The following is a 3025-nucleotide window of genomic DNA, read 5'->3' on the forward strand; positions in this document are numbered from 1 at the left end:
CTTTTCCAACAGCAACTTAGCAAGAAGCACCTTTGTCCGTTGCCCACCGCTAAGTGCAGATACATCCCGGTCCAGTCCTATGGCCGACAGACCTAGTCCATTCGCCATTTCTTCAACCTTCACATCAATGAGGTAAAAATCCCCCATATCCAGTTGCTCCTGAATTTCACCCATCTGTTCCAGCAGCACTTCCAACTCTTCAGGAGAAGCATCCCCCATTTTGTCAGTAATCTGCATCATTTCCTTTTCCAATTCCAACAAAGGAAGAAAAGCGTCTTTCAAAACATCACGTACCGTTTTGCCCGGTGTCAGCTTGGTATGCTGATCCAGATAGCCGTAACGTACACGTGGAGTCCATTCCACTTTACCCTCATCCTTAAGCAATTTTCCAGTCAGAATGTTCATGAGTGTCGATTTACCGACACCGTTAGCTCCTACCAAACCTACACGTTCCCCCGCAAGCAATCGAAAGGAAACATTTTTAAATAATGCGCGGTCCCCAAAGTTGTGAGATACATTTTCTACAGTCAATAAACTCATAAGCTGTTTTTGGCTCCTTATTGTCATCGGCGCTGCCGACTGTTCTTATTTCATATGCATTTCGTTTCTTTCAAAGCTTTATTGTAGCACATTCTGCAACCATATCGGAATATGGAAAACAGCGATTTTTAAGGTTTTTGATATGGATCTGCCTAAAAAAAGAAAAACCACCCATGAAGGTGATTATTTTAAGCCATTATAACATTTGTACTCAAAGTATCCCGCAGCTGCTGCAGATTTTTCATCCGCAAAACGTTCACTCGCTTTAAAGGGAGCTGGACATGAATCTCTATAAAAATATTTCATCCCAGTATCTGGTTCTATGCCGCCTATAATGTCTTGCTTTCTAACGACTCTCCCACCACCAAATCCATAGTTATTGTAATACCTGTCTCCGACCGGAATGCCTTGGATAAACGCGATCAGACCCACATCATCTACTGTGTTGTACCACTCCTCTTGCGGAATGAGCGGTAGCGTGAACGTATAAGTTATGCCGTTACGTGCAGCTTTTTCGTTATGGACATTAATAATTCGCGCCAGGTCCTCTTGGACGCTGCGAACGATGGTGGAACGACGTATTTGCTCAAAAGTTTCTGAATTATTCAGTAAAGATATAGGGGTCTGGTCCTGAAGTTCCTTTTGAAAGCCCTCCACCCACCTGTGATTCCGCGCATCATATGCGTGCACATAATTATCCAAGGTGAACCCCACACTGTTGCCTACTGAATCAACATAGGCATATGGCTTTTTTTCGCTCCATTTGGGACCTATGGCAGCTTGTCCATGCTCGTCGGTATAGGCTTCTGAAGTGAACGCATAATAACCGTCATAATCTAGAATTACAATGGCTGGTATGTAATCCAATAATGCACGTTGTGCTACTATATCCCCATCAATGCCTACATTAAGAAAAAGGGTGTGCAGGAACGTGTGCAGCGCTGCTTCTTTATCTACACGAAAAAACTTATCCGATCCGTATCCGGCCTCGCGTTCTTGACGTTCATTCTGTGAGAGCTTAACCCCTGCATCCTGAACTGCGGTACGGAGAGCCGACGTATATTTCATTTCTAGCTGCTGCACTTCACGCTGATTCTGGACCCGTAAGTCACTAACTACACCAAAGGGCAAAAACAAAAGTATAAATATGACTGCAAAATCAGTAATCTTCATTCAGAACCATGCCCCCGTAAGAAGCTGTAACTGCCGGCTTTCCGCTATCTGCCCCACCGAGAAGCCATGATTTGTACAAGTCCGCAGGAGTCCGATTCGTATTATGTAGCCGGACCGTAAAATAATCCCCGGCCATCAAGGTATACCGACGTAGCTGATCTGATTTTGGCTGCTGATTGTCAGGAAACAGTACAGGTAAGATTTGCGGATTATAGTACCCATCATATACAGTTTCATAATTGCCCAGAAAACTGTCTGGCTTCGCGGCATCTGCATAGTCCGGTACATACTTTTTGTGCATATGCTCCAAGTCAACTTCGTAGATATTGCCTGTCAATTCCAGATCACGCATAAAATCGTTATACATCGTCGGTGTAATGTAACCTTTGGTTCTTACCATATCAACAAAACGTACAGTTGAATGATATGTATTTAACCCGGATATATCATCCTGCCGTTCAGCAGCTTGAGCTGCGGGTACGATGTACAAAAGCAATACAGCGAGCAGTGCCCCCAACAGCTTGGATATTGTTTGAACCACTTCATTCCTCCTCCAATTTCTCAAAACGTACAGATGTTATGTCCCCATTCCCATTACGCTGTGGGTATATGGAATATAAAGAAGAAGCATCCAAGGTCGATACATCAGGCTCAAACGGTTCAGAATACGCATCGTACTCTGTTCCGTCGACATGAATCGAAATCCCCTCCTGTAAGTTCATGCGAATTGCCTGCATTACCTGAGTTCCTTTTATCCGTTCCGGCAACCCCACCCCAGCAGTACGGGCTATTCGCCCTTCAGAATGCTCCTCCTGCTGTGATCTTAATTCCAGTGCACCATCCAGCTGGCTGGACAAGTCTGCTGCCGTTACACATGCGGTTATGAACAGAATAACTGACACACCAAGCCGCAGCATGCTTGAAGCGTGATCAGACATACTCTCATCCCCCCTATGATTATTATCTTTACTGTAGTGCTTAGGACTGGGTAAACAACAATCCACGGACAACGTTCGATTTGTCCTTGACGATTTCAGCCTTGAATTTGCCACTTGGATTTACGTATTCATTCTCTTTCTCATTAAGCGTATTCGTGATTTTCCCAGTCTTATCACTGCCGCCATTCACGGCGCCATACTGTTCACTGTCTGGGCTAATGTTCAGAGCATTACCGTACCACTGGCCTGCCATATTTTTGCCGGTTTTAATCTGAATGCCGAATTGGTCCTTCCCCTGAAACTTCCGCAGCGCATTGGTCACCTGGGAACCGCTAATGGTTGTGCCATCATATACCGTAAAAGAGGCTTGCGAC

General features: G+C 44.9%; 5 protein-coding genes. All 5 read right to left on the reverse strand.

Going from position 1 to position 3025, the window contains the following annotated elements:
- On the reverse strand, positions 1–540 hold a 540-nt coding region (locus tag GRP75_RS23030; protein WP_160790472.1), incomplete at its 3' end, for an ATP-binding cassette domain-containing protein.
- A 183-nt stretch (positions 541–723) separates the two neighbouring features.
- Positions 724–1713 (reverse strand): hypothetical protein, encoded by a 990-nt coding sequence (locus GRP75_RS23035; RefSeq protein WP_160790473.1) that lies wholly within the window; start codon positions 1711–1713, stop codon positions 724–726.
- Positions 1700–2254, reverse strand: a complete 555-nt coding sequence (locus GRP75_RS23040) for a hypothetical protein (RefSeq protein ID WP_053325604.1) — start codon at positions 2252–2254, stop codon at positions 1700–1702. Before GRP75_RS23040 ends, GRP75_RS23035 begins: the two co-directional genes overlap by 14 nt.
- Position 2255: 1 nt before the next feature.
- Positions 2256–2651 (reverse strand): hypothetical protein, encoded by a 396-nt coding sequence (locus GRP75_RS23045; protein WP_053325605.1) that lies wholly within the window; start codon positions 2649–2651, stop codon positions 2256–2258.
- A gap of 40 nt (positions 2652–2691) precedes the next feature.
- Positions 2692–3025, reverse strand: a 334-nt coding sequence (locus tag GRP75_RS23050) for an ABC transporter permease (protein ID WP_160790474.1), incomplete at its 5' end; no start/stop codon positions are given.

The sequence above is a fragment of the Paenibacillus sp. OT2-17 genome, from assembly GCF_009827695.1.
Classification (GTDB): domain Bacteria; phylum Bacillota; class Bacilli; order Paenibacillales; family Paenibacillaceae; genus Paenibacillus; species Paenibacillus polymyxa_B.

Excerpts from the sequence above, each read along its gene's own strand:
- GRP75_RS23045 (WP_053325605.1), bottom strand. The coding sequence starts at position 2,651 with ATGTCTGATCACGCTTCAAGCATGCTGCGGCTTGGTGTGTCAGTTATT.
- GRP75_RS23035 (WP_160790473.1), bottom strand. The coding sequence starts at position 1,713 with ATGAAGATTACTGATTTTGCAGTCATATTTATACTTTTGTTTTTGCCC.